The organism is Nocardioides imazamoxiresistens, from assembly GCF_032378595.1.
Taxonomy (GTDB): Bacteria; Actinomycetota; Actinomycetes; order Propionibacteriales; family Nocardioidaceae; genus Nocardioides; species Nocardioides imazamoxiresistens.
In genome coordinates this window covers 65,735-81,051 of sequence record NZ_JAVYII010000010.1, presented here as the reverse complement: position 1 = coordinate 81,051, position 15,317 = coordinate 65,735, and the positions used below count along the sequence as shown (strand labels likewise).

Annotated in this window: 15 protein-coding genes; 7 read left to right on the top strand and 8 right to left on the bottom strand. The window is 74.6% G+C overall.

Features of this window, described 5'->3' with window-relative positions; all coding sequences use genetic code 11:
- The first annotated feature begins 57 nt into the window (after positions 1 to 57).
- Genes RDV89_RS18845 through RDV89_RS18835 form a run of 3 tightly spaced genes read left to right on the top strand, consistent with a single transcriptional unit; the run spans position 58 to position 4,613 of the window.
- Entirely contained in the window at positions 58 to 1,560 is a 1,503-nt protein-coding gene (locus RDV89_RS18845; protein ID WP_315735622.1) for a maltokinase N-terminal cap-like domain-containing protein, read from the top strand.
- The gene (gene glgB, locus RDV89_RS18840; protein ID WP_315735620.1) at positions 1,557 to 3,749 is read left to right on the top strand and encodes a 1,4-alpha-glucan branching protein GlgB; all 2,193 of its coding nucleotides are present in this window, start codon (positions 1,557 to 1,559) and stop codon (positions 3,747 to 3,749) included. Before RDV89_RS18845 ends, glgB begins: the two co-directional genes overlap by 4 nt.
- Before the next feature lie 30 nt (positions 3,750 to 3,779).
- Complete coding sequence (locus RDV89_RS18835) at positions 3,780 to 4,613, top strand: NUDIX hydrolase (RefSeq protein WP_315735617.1); 834 nt, start codon at positions 3,780 to 3,782, stop codon at positions 4,611 to 4,613.
- Here the strand turns inward: RDV89_RS18835 and RDV89_RS18830 are convergent.
- Complete coding sequence (locus tag RDV89_RS18830) at positions 4,547 to 5,491, bottom strand: EamA family transporter (protein WP_315735615.1); 945 nt, start codon at positions 5,489 to 5,491, stop codon at positions 4,547 to 4,549. The two genes, RDV89_RS18835 and RDV89_RS18830, sit on opposite strands and share 67 nt — an antisense overlap.
- Before the next feature lie 74 nt (positions 5,492 to 5,565).
- Here RDV89_RS18830 and RDV89_RS18825 point away from each other — a divergent pair, with 74 nt between their 5' ends.
- Positions 5,566 to 6,507 carry a LysR family transcriptional regulator gene (locus tag RDV89_RS18825; RefSeq protein ID WP_315735613.1) on the top strand — a complete coding sequence of 314 codons (942 nt, stop codon included), beginning with the start codon at positions 5,566 to 5,568 and terminating at the stop codon, positions 6,505 to 6,507.
- Here the strand turns inward: RDV89_RS18825 and RDV89_RS18820 are convergent.
- A complete protein-coding gene (locus RDV89_RS18820) occupies positions 6,480 to 7,436 on the bottom strand; it encodes a co-chaperone YbbN (protein WP_315735611.1) in 957 nt (318 codons plus the stop codon). The two genes, RDV89_RS18825 and RDV89_RS18820, sit on opposite strands and share 28 nt — an antisense overlap.
- 139 nt (positions 7,437 to 7,575) lie before the next feature.
- Between RDV89_RS18820 and RDV89_RS18815 the strand changes: the two genes are divergently transcribed.
- Both RDV89_RS18815 and RDV89_RS18810 read left to right on the top strand, forming a co-directional pair.
- On the top strand, positions 7,576 to 8,319 hold the full coding sequence (locus RDV89_RS18815) for an SDR family oxidoreductase (RefSeq protein WP_315735609.1): 744 nt from the start codon (positions 7,576 to 7,578) through the stop codon (positions 8,317 to 8,319).
- 47 nt (positions 8,320 to 8,366) lie between these two features.
- Positions 8,367 to 9,458, top strand: a complete 1,092-nt coding sequence (locus RDV89_RS18810) for a serine/threonine-protein kinase (RefSeq protein WP_315735601.1) — start codon at positions 8,367 to 8,369, stop codon at positions 9,456 to 9,458.
- On the opposite strand, the gene RDV89_RS18805 is transcribed toward RDV89_RS18810, so the two are convergent.
- From RDV89_RS18805 to RDV89_RS18785, 5 genes are all read right to left on the bottom strand, one after another.
- A complete protein-coding gene (locus RDV89_RS18805; RefSeq protein ID WP_315735599.1) occupies positions 9,443 to 10,720 on the bottom strand; it encodes a hypothetical protein in 1,278 nt (425 codons plus the stop codon). The two genes, RDV89_RS18810 and RDV89_RS18805, sit on opposite strands and share 16 nt — an antisense overlap.
- 42 nt (positions 10,721 to 10,762) lie before the next feature.
- Positions 10,763 to 11,302 carry a PH domain-containing protein gene (locus RDV89_RS18800; RefSeq protein ID WP_315735597.1) on the bottom strand — a complete coding sequence of 180 codons (540 nt, stop codon included), beginning with the start codon at positions 11,300 to 11,302 and terminating at the stop codon, positions 10,763 to 10,765.
- Between the two features lie 25 nt (positions 11,303 to 11,327).
- The gene (locus RDV89_RS18795) at positions 11,328 to 11,492 is read right to left on the bottom strand and encodes a hypothetical protein (protein WP_315735595.1); all 165 of its coding nucleotides are present in this window, start codon (positions 11,490 to 11,492) and stop codon (positions 11,328 to 11,330) included.
- Between the two features lie 100 nt (positions 11,493 to 11,592).
- Entirely contained in the window at positions 11,593 to 12,594 is a 1,002-nt protein-coding gene (gene meaB, locus RDV89_RS18790; RefSeq protein ID WP_315735593.1) for a methylmalonyl Co-A mutase-associated GTPase MeaB, read from the bottom strand.
- A gap of 14 nt (positions 12,595 to 12,608) precedes the next feature.
- Positions 12,609 to 13,817: an acetyl-CoA C-acetyltransferase gene (locus RDV89_RS18785; RefSeq protein WP_315735591.1), complete on the bottom strand. Its 1,209-nt coding sequence runs from the start codon at positions 13,815 to 13,817 to the stop codon at positions 12,609 to 12,611.
- A gap of 172 nt (positions 13,818 to 13,989) precedes the next feature.
- On the opposite strand from RDV89_RS18785, the gene mce reads away from it, so the two are divergent.
- The gene (gene mce / locus RDV89_RS18780; protein WP_315735589.1) at positions 13,990 to 14,442 is read left to right on the top strand and encodes a methylmalonyl-CoA epimerase; all 453 of its coding nucleotides are present in this window, start codon (positions 13,990 to 13,992) and stop codon (positions 14,440 to 14,442) included.
- A 56-nt stretch (positions 14,443 to 14,498) separates the two neighbouring features.
- Here mce and RDV89_RS18775 read toward each other — a convergent pair whose 3' ends face one another.
- Positions 14,499 to 15,296: a putative hydro-lyase gene (locus RDV89_RS18775; RefSeq protein ID WP_315735587.1), complete on the bottom strand. Its 798-nt coding sequence runs from the start codon at positions 15,294 to 15,296 to the stop codon at positions 14,499 to 14,501.
- Between the last annotated feature and the right edge of the window lie 21 nt (positions 15,297 to 15,317).

Genomic DNA, 15,317 nt, shown 5'->3' with positions numbered 1-15,317 from the left:
GTTCCCCGCCGTCAGCGCGACCGAGACGACCACCGACCCGACCACCGGAGGTGCGCCGTGACCGGCACCGGAACCGACCACCAGGCCCATCCGCAGGACCCGTCCCCCGCCGAGCGGCTCGCGGACCTGCTCGAACGCTCGCGCTGGTTCGGCGGGAAGGGTCGTCCGTTCAGCGTCACCGGCACCCGGCGCGCCGGCACGTTCGGCGGCAGCGGCGCCGACGACGACCCGTTCGTGGCGATCGAGCTCGTCGAGGTGACCTATACGGACGGCACCGACGACGCCGCGAGCGGGGAGCCCGCCACGGAGCTGTACCAGGTGCCGCTGGCGGTCTACCTCGACCGCCAGGAGCGCCTCGACCACGCGTTCGTGGGCTGGTGGGACGTCGACGGCATCGGCACGGGGTCCACGGGGCCCACGGGGCCCACGTGGGCGCACGTCTACGACGCCGCGCACGACCGAGTCGCGCTGCACGCCTGGCTCGAGGCGTTCTCCCGGGCCGGCGACGGCGCCGTCGACGCCGGCTCGGCGCTCGCGTTCCACCGGCTGCCGGGCCACGAGCTCGATCTCGAGGCCCGCGCGTCGCTCTTCAGCGGCGAGCAGTCCAACTCCTCGGTGATGTTCGGCGACGTCGCGCTGATGAAGATCTTCCGCAAGGTCACGCCGGGGGTGAACCCCGACGTGCAGGTGCACGAGGTGCTGACCAGCACCGGCTCGCACCACGTCGCCGAGCTGTACGGCTGGCTCGACGTCCTCGACGAGACCTCCGACGCGGTCATCCAGCTCGCCATGCTGCAGGAGTTCCTGCGCACCGCCAGCGACGGCTGGGACCTCGCCCAGGCCTCGGTGCGCAACCTGTTCGCGCAGGAGGACCTGCACGCCGACGAGGTCGGCGGCGACTTCGCGGCCGAGGCCGCCCGGCTCGGCACGGCGCTCGCCGAGGTCCACGCGACCCTCGCCGAGCACTTCCCCGTCGAGGCACGCTCGGGCTCCGAGGTCGGGGACCTCGCGGCCGCCATGGACGCACGGCTCGCCGCCGCCATCGCCGTCAACGGCGACCTCGAGCAGTACGCCCCGGGCCTGCGCACCCGCTTCGCCGCGGTCGCCGCGCTCGGCGACGTGCCGGTCCAGCGCGTGCACGGCGACCTGCACCTCGGTCAGACGCTGCGCACCACCAGCGGGTGGAAGATCGTCGACTTCGAGGGCGAGCCGGCCAAGCCGCTGCACGACCGGCTGCTGCCCGACAGCGTGTGGCGCGACGTCGCCGGCATGCTGCGCTCCTTCGACTACGCGCCGCGCGTGGTCGCCCGCACGCTCGAGGCGCCGGACCAGGAGACCTGGGACCAGCGCTACGCCCGGGCCGAGGAGTGGGCGGCGCACAACCGCGCCGCGTTCCTGCGGGCGTACGCGGGCCGCGACCTCGAGCCCGCCGAGGAGACGCTCCTGGCCGCCTACGTCGCGGACAAGGCCGTCTACGAGACCGTCTACGAGACGCGGAACCGCCCGGGGTGGGTCGACATCCCGCTGGCGGCGCTCGCGAGGATCGGAGGTGCCGCATGAGCACCGCTCCCCTGGCCGTGCCCACCAGCGAGCTGGAGCAGCTCGTCGCCGGCGAGCACGGGCACCCGCACGCCGTGCTCGGCGCGCACGTCGGTGCGGACGGCACCGTCACGGTGCGCGCGCTGCGCCACCTCGCCTCGGCCGTCGAGGTCGTGACGACCGACGCGGCGGGCGAGCGCACGGGCGTACCGCTGACCCACGAGCACGGTGGCGTCTGGGCGGGTGTGCTGCCCGGCACCGAGGTCCCCGACTACCGGCTGCGCGTGACCTACGGCGAGGCCGCGCCCGTCGAGGTCGACGACCCCTACCGCTGGCTGCCGACGCTCGGCGAGACCGACCTGCACCTCGTCAACGAGGGCCGCCACGAGGAGCTGTGGCGGGTGCTCGGCGCGCACGTGCGCACCTACGAGACCGCGAGCGGACCGGTGCACGGCACGTCGTTCGCGCTGTGGGCCCCCCACGCACGCGGGGTCCGCGTCAAGGGCGACTTCTCGGCCTGGGACTCCCGCGAGCTGCCCCTGCGCCAGCTCGGCGTCTCCGGGGTCTGGGAGATCTTCCTGCCCGGGGTCGGGACCGGTGCGCGCTACAAGTTCGACGTCCTCGGCGCCGACGGCACCTGGCGGGAGAAGGCCGACCCGCTGGCCTTCCACACCGAGGTGGCGCCCCTGACGGCCTCCGTCGTGCACGCCTCGGAGCACACCTGGTCCGACGACGCCTGGATGCAGGAGCGCGCCACGCGCCGGCCCGTCGAGGAGGCCATGTCGATCTACGAGCTGCACCTCGCCTCGTGGCGCCGGGGCCGCTCCTACGACGAGCTGGCCGACGAGCTGGTGCCCTACCTGAGCGACCTCGGCTTCACCCACGTCGAGCTGATGCCGGTCATGCAGCACCCGTTCGGCGGCTCGTGGGGCTACCACGTGACCTCCTACTACGCGACCGACGCCCGCTTCGGCGATCCCGACGGGTTCCGCCGCCTCGTCGACCGGCTGCACCAGGCCGGCATCGGCGTCATCCTCGACTGGGTGCCGGGCCACTTCGCCACCGACGAGTGGGCGCTGGTGCGCTTCGACGGCACGCCGCTCTACGAGGACCCCAACCCCCAGCGTGGCTGGCACAAGGAGTGGGGCAGCCACATCTTCAACTTCGGGCGCCGCGAGGTGCGCAACTTCCTCGTCGCCAACGCCCTCTTCTGGCTCGAGGAGTTCCACGCCGACGGCCTGCGGGTCGACGGCGTGGCCTCGATGCTCTACCTGGACTACTCGCGCGAGGAGGGCGAGTGGACCCCGAACGTGCATGGCGGCCGGGAGAACCTCGAGGCCGTGCAGTTCCTCCAGGAGACCAACGCGACCGTCTACAAGCGGGTGCCCGGCGCCGTCACGATCGCCGAGGAGTCCACCTCGTGGCCCGGCGTCACGCGTCCGACCGACGTGGACGGCCTCGGCTTCGGCTTCAAGTGGAACATGGGCTGGATGCACGACTCGCTGTCCTACGCGGCCCACGAGCCGGTGCACCGGGCGTACCACCACGGGGAGATGACCTTCTCCCTCGTCTACGCCTACTCCGAGAACTACGTGCTCCCGATCAGCCACGACGAGGTCGTGCACGGCAAGGGATCGCTGCTGCGCAAGATGCCGGGCGACCGGTGGCAGCAGCTCGCGAACCTGCGCGCCTACCTGGCCTACATGTGGGCGCACCCCGGCAAGCAGCTGCTCTTCATGGGCTGCGAGCTCGGCCAGGAGTCCGAGTGGGCCGAGGCCCGCGAGCTCGACTGGTGGTTGCTCGACCACCCCGAGCACCGCGGGGTGCAGTCGCTCGTGCGCGACCTCAACACGGTCTACACCGGCTCCCCGGCGCTGTACGGGCGCGACAGCGACCCCGAGGGCTTCGTGTGGGTCGACGGCAACGACGCGGCGCGCAACACCTTCTCGTTCGTCCGACGCTCCCCCGGCGCGCCCGACCTGGTCTGCGTGGCCAACTTCGCCGCGGTGCCGCACGAGGGCTACCGGCTGGGCCTGCCCGCCGCCGGCACCTGGCACGAGGTGCTCAACACCGACGCCGAGGTCTACGGCGGGTCGGGGGTCGGCAACCTGGGATCCGTGGAGGCCGTCGAGGGCGAGCACCAGGGTCAGCCGGCCCACGCCGACATCGTCGTCCCGCCGCTGGGGGCCGTGTGGTTCCGCGCGGGCTAGGACCCGAGGGGACGGCCTAGGGTGGCCCCCGTGCCCGACGATCCCAGCGCCGTGCCCGTGACCACCATCGCCCCGGGGGTGGCGGGCATCTCCTGGGGCCCGGCCGTCCTGGCGGACGGGTGGACCGCGGCCGTCGGCGCCGTACGCCCGCAGGTCGAGGCCGCCCTCGTCGACCACGTCCGGGTCGAGGCCCGGGTGCGGGCCGACGACGCGCTCGGGCAGCGGGTCGCCACGTGGTCGGGCCTGCGACGTGAGGGCGTCCTGCGGGGGTTGCCCGTCACCGGCGGCCGTCCCGGCGAGACCGCCGACCACGTCCTGTACGCCCGGCTCGCCGACGACGTCCCGGCCGACCAGCCCGAGGGCTTCCGCGCCCTGCTCAACTCGTTCCTGCCGCGCAAGCGCGCCATCGGCCAGCTGCTCGTGCGCGACGCAGCGGGTCGGGTGCTGCTGTGCCAGCTCACCTACAAGCGCGACTGGGACCTGCCGGGCGGCGTGGTCGAGCTCAACGAGTCACCGCGCCTGGCCACCTCGCGCGAGGTGCTGGAGGAGCTCGCCCTCGAGATCCCCGCCGGCCGGCTGCTGCTGACCGACTGGCTACCGCCGTGGAGCGGGTGGGACGACGCGCTGACCCTGGTCTTCGACGGCGGTGTGCGCGAGGCCGACGACCTGCTCGCCCGCGTGGTGCGCGAGGAGCGCGAGATCAAGGGCCTCGCGTTCTGCACGCCCGAGCAGGTCGAGGAGCGCTGCGCCGACTTCACGGCCCGCCGCGTGCGCGCCGCGCTGGCCGCCGTCGACGGTCAGGGCGTGGCGTTCACCGAGTCCGGCAGGGACGTCGGGGACGTCGGGGACGTCGGGGCCTGCTGAACCGCCGCGGCGCGCGGTCGCCGCCCACGGCGCGGCAGCAGCGCCACGAGCGCGCCGACGAGCAGCACCGCTCCCCCGAGCACCTCGGCCGGCGCCAGCGCCTCGCCCTGCAGCAGCCACGCCGAGGTCATCCCGACCACCGGGACGACGAGGATCCACGGCACGACCAGGCCGGCGGCGTACCTGCCCAGCAGCGAGTTGAAGATGCCGTAGCCGACGAGCGAGGCGAGCACGGCGGTGTAGAGCGTCGAGGCTGCCGCCTCCCAGCCGAAGGCGGCGATGCCGTCGGCCACCGCCGACGGACCGTCCACCAGGAGGGCCAGACCGAACGCCGGGACGGGCACCACGAGGGCCGACCACACCGTCAGGGACAGCCCGCCCCGCACCCCGGAGGCGCGCGCGGCGACGTTGCCGGCCGCCCAGGACAGCGCCGCCAGCAGGCACAGCGCGAGCGCCAGCAGCGGCGTCGAGGCGTCCCGGCCGATCGCCACCACGCCGAGGCCGACGCTGCCGACCAGCACCCCGACCACCTGGCGCGCCGTGGGGATCTCGCGCAGGACGCCGGCGGCGATCACGATCGTCAGCAGCACCTGCGCCTGCAGGACGAGCGCGGCCAGGCCGGGCGGCATCCCGACGTGCATCGAGGTGTAGAGGAAGCCGAACTGGCCCAGCGACATCAGCGCGCCGACCCGGGCGATCGTGCCCCAGGAGGCGTCCGGCCGCGGCACCCAGAGGATGGCCGGCACGACCACGACGACGAAGCGCACCGCCAGGAACAGCAGCGGCGGGATGCCGACCATGCCCACGTCGATGACGACGAAGTTCAGGCCCCACAGGAGGGCGACCAGCAGGGCGAGGAGGGTGTCACGGCGGCTCACGCGTCCCATGCTGGCCGACCCCGACCCGGTAGCACCAGCGAATCGTCGTGGCGGTTTCCATGTACGTTTTCTTCATGATCGACCTCGCCGCGCTCGCCGCCCTCCGCGCCGTCGACCACCGCGGGTCGGTCGTCGGCGCCGCCGACGTGCTCGGCTACACGCCGAGCGCGGTCTCGCAGCAGATCAAGCGTCTCGAGCGGCAGTCCGGGGTGCCGCTGCTCGAGCGCGTCGGTCGCGGCGTGCTCCTGACCGCCGCCGGGCGTCAGCTCGTCGACGACGGCGGCAGCCTGCTGGAGGAGATGGAGCGCATCGAGGCCGCGCTGCACGCCGGCGTGGCGACGGTGGCGGGTCACGTGCGGCTGACGACCTTCTCGACCGCCATGCGCGGTCTGGTAGCGCCCGCCGCGAGCGCCCTGCTGGCCCAGCACCCGGGGCTGCGCCTGACCCTGGCCGAGGAGGAGCCGTGGGACACCGTCGACCTGGTCGCCCGCGGGCAGGCCGACGTCGGGCTCGCCCACGCCTGGGGCGACGTGCCGCTGGCGGTGCCGGACCACCTGGCCGAGACCGTCGTCGGGCACGACGTCGCGGAGGTCGTGCTGCGCGAGGACCACCCGCTGGCCCGCCGCGACGGCGTCACGCCCCACGACCTGGCGGACGAGCCGTGGGTCGCCACCCCGCCCGGCACGATCTGCCGCGAGTGGTTGGACCGGATGCACGACGGCACCGGCCGCCGGCCGCGCGTCGTGCACCAGTCGCGCGAGTTCGCCTCGCACACCGCGATGGTCGCGGCCGGGCTGGGCATCGCCCTGGTGCCCCGGCTGGGACGCGCTCCCCTCGAGCCCGGCCTGACGACGATCGAGGTCACCGACCCGGTGCCGACCCGCACGGTGCTGGCCTTCCACCGCCGCAGCCAGGCCGGCTCACCGGCCGTCGCCGCCGTGGTGGCCGCGCTGGCGCGGGCCTGGGACGGGCGTCCGGACGCCGCGCCTCAGAACAGCGCGGACGCCAGCAGCTGACGGCCCCGGGCGACGCGCGGGTCGTCGTTGCCGACGGCGCCGAACAGCTCGACCAGGTGGCCGCGGGCGCGGTCGCGCTCGTCGCCGGTAGTGCGCCGCACGACGTCGACCAGCCGCGCGAACGCGTCGTCGACGTGCCCGCCGAGCAGGTCGAGGTCGGCGACGAGGATCTGGGCGTCCACGTCGTCGGGCGCCGCGGCGGCCGCGGCGCGGGCCGCGTTGAGGTCGACGCCGGACGTGCGGTGCAGGACGCGGGCCATGGCGAGGCCCGCCGCCGCCTCGTGGTCGGCGGGGTTGGCCGCGACGAGCCGCTCGTACTCCGCGACGGCACGCTCGATGTCGCCCGCCTCCAGGGCGTCGTCGGCCGCGGCGAAGCGCGGGTCGCGCACGTCCGCGTCCTCCTCCTCGCCCTCGACCGGGGCGGCGGACAGCGGCTGGTGGCGCGTCGTGACGCCCTGGGCCGCGAGCTGCTGCATGACCTGGGTCAGCGCGGCGCGCAGCTCCTCGAGCGGCACGACGTCCTGGAACAGGGGCATCGGCCGGCCCTCGAGCACCGCGACGACGAGCGGGATCGACGGGATCTGCATGGCCTGCGCGATCTGCGGGGTGGCGTCGATGTCGACCAGGCCCGCCACGAAGCGACCGTCGAACTCCGCGGAGAGCGCCGCGACGTCGTCGGCGAGCGTGCCGCTCTCGGGCATCCGGGTGCGGGAGAAGAAGACGAGCAGCACGGGCGCGCGACGCGACGCCTCGAGCAGCGTCTGGAAGGACTGCTCGTCGACGACGGTGGCGTAGGGCGAGCCTCCGGACGCCGCCGGGGCGCTGCCCCCCGCCGCGCCGGACGGGCCGCCGGCTGCCGGCGCACCGGCCGGTCGCTTGAGCGCGGAGAGGTCGATCGCACCGGGACGGGAGAACGGCTGCTGCGTCATGGCGCACATTCTGGCCGATCGGCGGTGAGGCCCGCACGGGAGGCACCCGGTCCGGTCGCGGACCTGCCGGGGACCCCACGGACCGTGCCATAGTGGGCGCGCCTTGAACGTTGATCTCGGGACACCAAGGACTCCAGAAGTGAACTACCCCCGCTACGACTACTCGGGCCATCGCGTCGCCGTCATCGGCGGCACGCAGGGCACCGGGCTCGCCATCGCGCACACGTTCGCCGACGCCGGCGCCGACGTCGTCGTCACCGGCGCCCAGCACCTGACGGGCTTCTACGACGCCGACCTCTCGCGCTTCCACTACCGCCAGGTCGCGCTCGAGCACCAGGAGTCGATCGTCGACTTCGCGGGCCGGGTGGACCGGGTCGACGTGCTCGTCGTCGCCGGCGGGCCGGAGGTCGCGAGCCAGCTGCCCGCCTCGGACCGGGAGTTCCTGGCCGAGGCCAGCCGCCTCGGCCTGGTCGGGCCGGTGCAGATCGCCCGCCGCCTGCGTCACCAGCTCTCCGCGAGCGCCGCGCAGGGCGGGGGCGCGGTGGTGCTGACCCCGACCGCGTCGCGGTGGTGGTCGGTGGGCACGACGCCCACGGCCGTCACCGACGCGGCGATGACCGCCGGGGTCGTCGACCTCGCCGAGACGCTCGGCCGGCACGGCGTGCGCGCCAACGCCTGCCTGACCGAGCGGCCCGCCGCGCCGGCGTACCACGTGCAGATCGGCCGGAGCGCCCCGCACACCTCGGGCACCCTGATGGCCCGTCCGCGGCGCGTGCGGGGCAGCCTCGCCGAGGCCACCCGGGCGGCGGTCGTCGACGTCGTCCAGTTCCTCGGCAGCGCCGGCGCCGCCGGGATCACCGGCCAGACCCTGCGCGTCGGCTGAGCGCGCACGGCCGGCCCCGGCGCCGCCGTGCCCTAGGGTGACGTCTCGTGGGTGAGGTGTTCGCGGGTCGCTACGAGCTGCTCGAGCCGATCGGCATGGGTGGCATGGGGTCCGTGTGGACCGTGCACGACCACGTCGACCGCCGGATCAAGGCCGCGAAGATCCTGCGGCAGTCCGACGCCGCCTCGCTGCTGCGCTTCGTGCGCGAGCAGTCCGTGCGCATCTCCCACCCCCACGTGGTCACGCCCGAGTCGTGGGCCGGCATGGACGACCGCGTGCTCTTCACGATGCCGCTGCTGCGCGGCGGCTCGGTCGCCGACCTGGTCAAGGACAACGGGGCGCTGCCCCTGCCGTGGGTCGGCGTCCTGCTCGACCAGCTCCTCGACGCGCTCGAGGCCGTCCACGCCGCCGGGGTGGTGCACCGCGACGTCAAGCCCGCGAACCTGCTCCTCGAGCCCACCGGCGACGGCGTCCCCCACCTGCGCCTGACCGACTTCGGCATCGCGGTGCCGCTCGACGACGCCCGGCTGACCCACGGCGCGATGGCGGTCGGCTCGCCCGGCTACATGGCCCCCGAGCAGTGGCACGGCGGCGACCCGACGCCCCAGCAGGACCTGTACGCCGTCGGCCGCGTCGGGCTCGAGATGGTCACGGGCGCCCGCCCGCCCCGCGACAGCACCGCGTACGAGGTCACCGGTCCCCTGCCGGCCCCGCAGCCCGTCGCCGCCGAGCTGGTACGCCTGCTGCAGCTCGCGGCCTCGGACGACCCGGAGAAGCGTCCCCGCAGCGCGGGCGAGCTCCGCGCCGCGCTGGCCCGGCTGCGGCTGCGGGACCTGCCCGTCGACCGGGCGCCGATCGTCGTCGGCGACCGGGTGGGCGACGCGGGCTCGCCCCAGGGCGTGGGTGGTGGGACGAGCCCCGTGGGCCCCGACGCCCCCACCGCCGTGGCGCCCGGCGGCGCGCCCGGCGCCGGCCCCACCCGCGTGGACCTGCCGGAGCGGACGCGCGTCGGCTCGGGAACGGTCGTGGACCGTGGTCCGGGAGCCCGCTCGGGCAGCGGCAGCGGCGCGCTAGTGGCGTACCTGCTGATGGTGCTCGGTGTGCTGGCCGTCGCGGCCGGGGTCTACCTGCTGGTCTGACGGCGCAGGAGCACGACGCCGGCGAGCAGCGCCGCCAGCCCGCCCGCGACGAGACCCGCGCCGGCGACGGTGCGCACCACCGAGCGACCGGCCTCGTCCTCGGCGCCGGGCACACCTAGCTCGATGCCGTCGGCGCGCTCCCCCTCGGCGATCACGAACGGCGGGGTCGACGCGTACGCCGGGGCCGCGGCCGCGTCCCCGTCGACCCGCAGACGCAGGGTGTAGGGGACCTCGTCCAGGTCGACGTCCTCGCCGGCGTCGAGCGACACGACGACCACGAACTCACCGGGTCGTGACGGGGCCGGGGAGACCTCGTAGCGGTTGAGGTACTGCACCGGGCCGGCGGCCGCGCGCGCGGACGCCGGGTCGGTCCCGAGGTTGTCCCCGGAGCTCGACGTCGTGGCCGAGGACAGCTGGGGCGAGAGCACCTCGGCCCGGAGACGGGTGTCGTACCCGAGGTCCGCGGCGAGCTCGGCGTCGACCGCGGGCGAGACGGCCTCCGCGTACAGCGTCTGCCCGAAGTCGAGCCGCACGCGGTAGGCGGTCTGACCGTCGGCCGGCACGGTGCCGCGCCAGATGCCGGTGTCGACCAGCGGGGCGGTGGACACGTCGGTCCCGCCCTGCTCGTCCTGGGCCTCCCCGCCGACGTCGACGGGCCCGACGCTGGCGCGCTCCTCGGCCGGCGGGAGATCGGAGACGTCGTCGACCGGGGCCTCCTCGACGACCCGGAACCAGACGTCGGAGTCCGTGGCCGTCTCGACCGACGAGCTGCGGGACAGGGTGATCCGCAGCGACTCGGCCTCGCGGCACGACGCGTCGGTCTCCGTCTCGGTCTCCGGGTCCACGTCGCCGGCGGTCGTGGTGGCGACCACGAGGCCCAGGTCGCCCTCGCTGCGCGAGGCGCTCTGGCTGGAGCAGGTGGTGCCGTCGGTCGTGGTGATCTCGATGCGGAACGCCTCGGCCGACGTGGCGTCGGCTCCCGGCCCGGCGGCCGTGACGAGGACACCGCTGCCCGCGACCGCACGGGTGTAGGAGAAGTAGCGGCTGCCGGCCGAGCCGGGCAGCTCGGTGCGGCTCCACCCGGCCGGCAGCGTGGTCGGCGCGCCGGGGTCGGTGCCGGCGACCCGCGTGACGTCGGTGGGGAGGCCGAGTGCGCCGCCCGCCGCCTCCTGGGCTCCTGCGGGGCCCGCAGGACCGGTCACGCCGGTCACGGCGCCGGCAGCGAGGAGGGCGAGGGCGAGGAGGGGTCGCAGGACGGGCACGTCAGCAGTCTCCGCCATCGGCGCCCGCGGTGGCGAGAGGGGTCACCGGTGGTGCTGCTGCTGGTCGAACATCCGTCCGCGCAGGCCCGAGCGGGCGACGACGCGCTGGATCGCCAGGTCGCGCTCGTCCGGGCGGGCGACGAAGCGGATGTCACGCAGGCCCTGCGCCTGGGCGGCGGACTCGAAGACGAAGTGGCCGTAGCCCAGCACGCGCCCGATCAGCGGCTTCTTCACGGTGATGTCCAGGATCCGGGTCAGCGGCATGGTCGCGAGCTGCTGCGAGAACACGCCGTTGACCCGGTAGACGCGCATGTTGGTGATCACGAAGCGGTCCATGTGCACCGTCAGGACGCGGTAGACGCCGAAGAGCCCCACCAGTCCCGAGAGCAGGAAGGGGAACCAGCCGACGCTGAGCGGCACGAACGGGACGGCGACGAGCAGCGCGAGCGCCAGCACGACGAGGGCGACCGGCACGATGAACGCGACCCAGTGGTGGCGGACCTCGTCGACGACGTCCTCGCCCTCGTCGCGCAGCAGGTGGCGCCCCGTGTCGGGGTCCGTGAACGCCGCGATCAGCCCCACGTCAGCCTCCGTCGGAGCGCCGAGCTCAGAACAGCTCGCCGATGAAGCGGATGACCGCCTCGAAGAACGACACGACCATGTCCCATCCCTCGCCGCCGCCCTCGCGCGCGGTCGAGGCGAGCCCGCCGGGATCGGTGAACATCCAGAACCCGACGAACACGACGAGCACCAGGAGCACCAGCTTCTTCATGGGTTCCTCCTTCCAGGCTCGTGGACGCCTGCGCCCGGGCGCAGACCGGCCATTTTCTACCAGGCGTACGCCCGCGGCCCCCGCAGGCGCGCCGACCGCGCTACGTCGCGGCGAGCAGCGCGTCGGCGGCGGCGTAGGGGTCGCGCTCGCCCCGCGCCACGTCGTCGGCCAGGCCGTCGAGCTCCGCCGCGCCGGTGAGCCCGGCCCAGGTGCGCCGCAGGCGGGTGGTCGCGACGGCCTCGATCTCCGCCCGCGCCCGGCGCCGGCGCCGGCGCTCGAGGGCGCCCGTGCGCCCCAGCCAGGCACGGTGCTCGAGCAGCTGCTCGACGACGGCGTCGACGCCCTGGCCGGTGGAGGCCACGGTCGGCAGGATGGGCTGGCGCCACGCGTCGGCGGGACGGTCGGCCAGGTTGAGCATCGAGCGCAGGTCCCTGCGCACGCGGTCGGCGCCGTCCCGGTCGGCCTTGTTCACGACGTACACGTCGCCCACCTCCAGGATGCCCGCCTTGGCGGCCTGGATGCCGTCGCCCATGCCGGGCGCGAGCAGCACGACGGTCGTGTCCGCGAGGCCCGCCACCTCGACCTCGCTCTGGCCCACACCGACGGTCTCGACCAGCACGACGTCGTAGCCGGCGGCGTCGAGGACCCGCACGGCCTGCGGGGTGCTGAACGACAGGCCTCCGAGGTGCCCGCGCGAGGCCATCGAGCGGATGAAGACGCCCGCGTCGGTGGCGTGGTCGCCCATCCGGATCCGGTCGCCCAGCAGGGCGCCCCCCGAGAAGGGCGAGGACGGGTCGACCGCGAGGACGCCGACGCGGTGGCCCTGGGCACGCAGCGCTCCGACCAGCGCGTTGGTGGACGTGGACTTGCCCACCCCGGGCGCCCCGGTCAGCCCGACGACGTGGGCGCGACCGCCGTGCGGCGCGAGCAGGGCCATCGCCTCGCGCAGCCGGCCCTCGAGCTCGGGACGGCTCGCACCGTCCTCGACCAGGGAGACCAGGCGACCGACGGCGCGCAGGTCACCGCCGGTCGCGGCCTCGACGAGGTCGGGGACCGACGCCGTGCGGCGTCGGTCCCCGCTCGTGCTGGTGGTGCTCGGCACGGAGATCCGGCGGGTCAGGCGGGGACGCGGATGATCAGCGCGTCGCCCTGACCACCGCCGCCGCACAGGGCGGCCGCGCCCGTGCCGCCGCCACGGCGCTTGAGCTCCAGCGCGAGGTGGAGCACGATCCGCGCACCCGACATGCCGACGGGGTGGCCCAGGGCGATGGCGCCGCCGTTGACGTTCACCTTGTCCTCGGAGACGCCGAGCTTGCGGGCGCTGGCGATCCCGACCGCGGCGAAGGCCTCGTTCATCTCGAACAGGTCGATGTCGGAGACCTCGATGCCCTCCTTCTGCGCCGCCTTGAGGATGGCGTTGGCCGGCTGCTCCTGCAGCGTGGAGTCCGGGCCCGCGACCTGGCCCGACGCACCGATCTCCGCGATCCAGGACAGACCCAGCTCCTCGGCCTTGGCCCGGCTCATCACCACGACCGCGGCGGCGCCGTCGGAGATCTGCGAGGCGGAGCCGGCCGTGACCGTGCCGTCCTTGCTGAACGCCGGGCGCAGCTTCGCCAGGCTCTCGACCGTGGTGTCGCCGCGCACGCCCTCGTCGACGGAGACGACGACCGGGTCGCCCTTGCGCTGGGGGATGGAGACCGGGACGATCTCGTCGTCGAAGAGACCGTTCTTCTGCGCGGCCGCGGCGAGCTGGTGGCTGCGGGCGGCGAAGGCGTCCTGCTCCTCGCGCGTGAGCTGCTCGGCCTCGACGTTGCGGGTCTCGGTCAGGCCTCCCATGGGCTGGTGGGTGAACTGGTCGTAGAGCGCGTCGTAGGCCATCGAGTCCACGAGCCCGGTGTCGCCGTACTTGAAGCCCTCCCGCGACTTCGGCAGCAGGTGCGGCGCCTGGGTCATCGACTCCATGCCGCCGGCCACGACGACGTCGTGCTCACCGGCGCGGATCAGCTGGTCGGCCAGCGCGATCGCGTTGATGCCCGAGAGGCACACCTTGTCGATCGTCACCGCGGGCACGTCCATCGGGATCCCGCCCTTGACCGCGGCCTGGCGCGCCGTGATCTGGCCGGTCCCGGCTCCGATCACCTGGCCCATGATCACGTACTCGACCTGCTCGCCGGACACGCCGGCCTTCGCGAGCGCGCCCTCGATCGCGACGCCGCCGAGGTCGGCGCCCGAGAGGGTCTTCAGGCCGCCGAGGAGGCGGCCGATGGGCGTCCGGGCGCCGGCGACGATCACGGACGTCCGGGCGGACGGGGCGGGAGTGGTCATGGGGATGCCTCCAGGGTTCGAGTTCGCTGCGTGAGTGAACGTGCCGCGCGCGGCGTCGGTGGTCAAGGCTACCGACGGGTCACATCCTGCGGGACGGGTGCCCGGCCCCGGCTGTGACGTCGCTCTCACCAGGGTGGCAGGACCGACGTAGCACCCCCGTAGCATGCGGCCCATGTCTGCTGCGCTGGAGATCCCCGAGCACCTGTTCACCGCCATCGACCACGTCGGCATCGCCGTGGCCGACCTCGACGAGGCGATCGCGTTCTACACGTCGACCTTCGGGATGAAGGTCGCCCACGAGGAGACCAACGAGGAGCAGGGCGTGCGCGAGGCCATGGTCGCCGTCGGCGACTCCGGCTCGTTCATCCAGCTGCTGGCCCCGCTCACCCCGGAGTCGACCATCGCCAAGTTCCTCGACCGCTCGGGCCCGGGCCTGCAGCAGCTGGCCTACCGCGTCGTCGACGTCGAGCAGGTCTCCGCCATCCTGCGCGAGCGCGGCGTGCGCCTGCTCTACGACGCCCCCCGCCGCGGCACGTCGGACTCCCGCATCAACTTCGTGCACCCCAAGGACGCCGGCGGCGTCCTGGTCGAGCTCGTCGAGCCGGCGGCCGGCGCCCACCACTGACGCGGAGCGGGCGGGCCCGGGTCCGGTCGGTCCGGTCGGGTCCGGCCGGCCCGTCGTCAGGCCAGGAGCAGGTCGGTGTCGCGGCCGTCGGTCACGAGCATGTGGCCCGGTGCGTGGGTCAGCGCGAGCGTCGGCCGCGACTCGACCACGGCGGCCTGCGGCGTGACGCCGCACGCCCAGAACACGGGCACCTCGCCGGGCCGGACGGTCACGGCGTCGCCGTGGTCGGGCCGGTCCAGGTCCTCGATCCCCAGCGCACCCGGGTCCCCGACGTGCACGGGCGCGCCGTGCACGCCGGGGTAGCGGCTGGTCACCCGCACCGCGTCGGCGACGCGGTCGGCCGGCACCGGCCGCATCGAGACGACCAGCGGGCCGGACAGCGCGCCCGCGGGCCGGCACCGCACGCTGGTGCGGTACATCGGCACGTTCACGCCCTCGCTCTGGTGCCGCACGTCGATCCCGGCGACCAGCAGCGCGTCCTCGAAGGTGAACGAGCAGCCGACGAGGAAGCTGACGAGGTCGTCGCGCCACCACGACCGCACGTCGGTGGGCTCCTCGACCAGCTCGCCGTCGCGGAAGACGCGGTAGGCGGGCAGGTCGGTGCGCACGTCCCCGTCGAGCAGCGCGCCGGACACGGCGCCCGGCTCGAACACCTCGAGCACCGGGCACGCCCGCGGGTTGCGCTGCGCGAAGACGAGGAAGTCGTACGCCTCCTCCCGCGGCAGCACGACGAGGTTCGCCTGCGTCCAGCCCCGGCTCCAGCCCGCCGTCGGCGTGACCAGCCCGTCGCGGAACCGCGCCCGCGCCTGCGCGGGCGTCAGGCCCGCCACCTCGCTCCTGTCGATCTCCGTCATCGCACGCTCCTCCTCGTTCGC